The sequence below is a fragment of the Rodentibacter trehalosifermentans genome, assembly GCF_002000545.1.
In the GTDB taxonomy this organism is placed as follows: Bacteria; Pseudomonadota; Gammaproteobacteria; order Enterobacterales; family Pasteurellaceae; genus Rodentibacter; species Rodentibacter trehalosifermentans.
In genome coordinates this window covers 1-2,060 of record NZ_MLHL01000105.1, presented here as the reverse complement: position 1 = coordinate 2,060, position 2,060 = coordinate 1, and the positions used below count along the sequence as shown (strand labels likewise).

Here is a 2,060-nt window from a genome sequence, read left to right as displayed (position 1 = left end):
TTTATCGACCGCACTTTTATGTTACTCATCTTTTTTAGCGGGTTTAATGGCAAGTAAATTGCAGCTGAGCTTGCTGATGACGTGTTCTGCTGTGTTACCGAGCAATGCTGCAGATAAACCGGTTCTTCCCACTGTACCGAGAATGACAAGTTCCGCTTCAATCTCTTTGGCAACCTCGGGAATCACATCTTCAGGGAAACCTTCTCGCACATGAGTGTGATCTTCATCTATCCCAAATTGTTGGCGTAAGGTTTTCATATTAATTAAATGTTGTCCACGAATACTGTTTTCGTAACCTGAGGTATTAAATTCAGGCAAATCAATTGCCATATTAATTGGAGTAACCGGGTAGGCTGCGACCAGGTGTACATTGCCTCGGTTTAAATTTTCAGCCAAAGACATTCCCGTTGCCACAAGCTCTTGATTAAATTCATCTTGATAATCTTGTTCACCGGAAACATTTACTGCAATTAAAATTCGGCGTTGATGTTTCCAATCTCCATCACGAACCATTAGAACCGGAATAGGGCATTTACGCAATAATTGCCAATCGACCGGGGTGAAAATAAGCGAAGTTAAACTTTCTTCATCTTTGGTGTATTTGACAACCAAATCATATTGATTTTTCTCGACTTCCTCACGAATTCCTTCAGCTTCATTACTGTTCCAAACGATGTGAGATTCAAATTCAATTTGTGGATCGGCATATTTATCAAGATAAAATTGAACGGCTTGACGATGCTGTTCAGTGGCCGTTTTATGCATTTCTTCTCTTTCCTCAGAAGAAAGTAAAGCGGACATTTCATAAGATAAATCATAAACCGCCAATAACGTTGTAATTTTCACTTTTTCAACATTTTCTTGTTCTTTAACAAGACGAACCGCCCGTGCGAGCGCATATTGTTTTTCATTATCAGGATTGAGAACAACCAGGATATTTTTAAATTTCATAACAACCTCCGTGATAGTGCTGCATAGCATAAGGAAGAATTTGTTTTATGACAAGAAAAGATCACCGAAAAACTGATTTGATACAACTTTTCTTTAAATAAGAAAGGCGTGAAAAATATCACGCCTTATTTTTATTCCATCATGGTAATTTTTGTTTTATTTGTTCCAGTAAGGTCAATTAAAGCATTCATATCATTTATAGTAATATATTTACCTTGCACTGAAAGTACGCCCAGTTTTTGGAATCGCCCTAAGAGACGACTGATTGTTTCAACCGTTAAACCAAGATAATTACCAATATCACCACGGGTCATAGTTAAACGAAATTCTCTCGCTGAAAATCCTCGAGCAGAATAGCGTCTTGAAAGGTTACTGATAAAGGCAGCAAGACGTTCTTCAGCATTCATTTTTGATAATAATAAAATCATTTCCTGATCACTTTTGATTTCACTACTCATCAAACGAATGATTTGTTGGCGAAGTTTAGGCATTTTACCTGAGAGATCATCTAAAATATCAAAGGGAATTTCACACACCATAGCGGTTTCTAATGCTTGCGCAAAACTTGGATGTCGCATATTGGTGATGGCATCAAAACCGACGAGATCACCGGGTAAGTGGAATGAGGTAATTTGTTCTTCACCGGCTTCGCTGATAGTATAACTTTTAATTGTACCGGAACGGATGGCATAAATAGAATTAAGTGTATCGCCCGCTTTAAATAATACTTGTGACTTTTGGATGGGTTTTTTGCGTTCGATAATATTATCGAGTTGATCAAGTTCGTGTTCATTTAACGTGAAAGGAATACAAAGTTGGCTAATACTACAATCCTGGCAGTGAATCGCACAGCCGCCTGACTGAATTCGGCGTCCTGCCTTAGTTTCTGAAACGAAATTTTTCATTTAACCCTCAGATATTTTTTAAAGATAGTGTAAAATTGATCTAACGCAAAGATTTTAACATTAAATAGGCACTTTAAGAAGATGGCAGTAGAAAAATTAACAAAGAAAAGATTGGTCCAAATTTTAGTGATGATGTGTATTTTAGTCATAGCATTTGTTTGGCGATATTTACTTTCTTAAAATTTCATTTGGGGCTGACGTAGA

General features: G+C 37.1%; 2 protein-coding genes. Both read right to left on the bottom strand.

What is annotated here, in order from left to right:
• Positions 1-21: 21 nt before the first annotated feature.
• Positions 22-951, bottom strand: coding sequence for a universal stress protein UspE (uspE, locus tag BKK52_RS13085; RefSeq protein ID WP_077421932.1), 930 nt, complete (start codon positions 949-951; stop codon positions 22-24).
• 131 nt (positions 952-1,082) lie between these two features.
• Complete coding sequence (locus BKK52_RS13080; protein ID WP_077421933.1) at positions 1,083-1,856, bottom strand: FNR family transcription factor; 774 nt, start codon at positions 1,854-1,856, stop codon at positions 1,083-1,085.
• Positions 1,857-2,060: the final 204 nt, after the last annotated feature.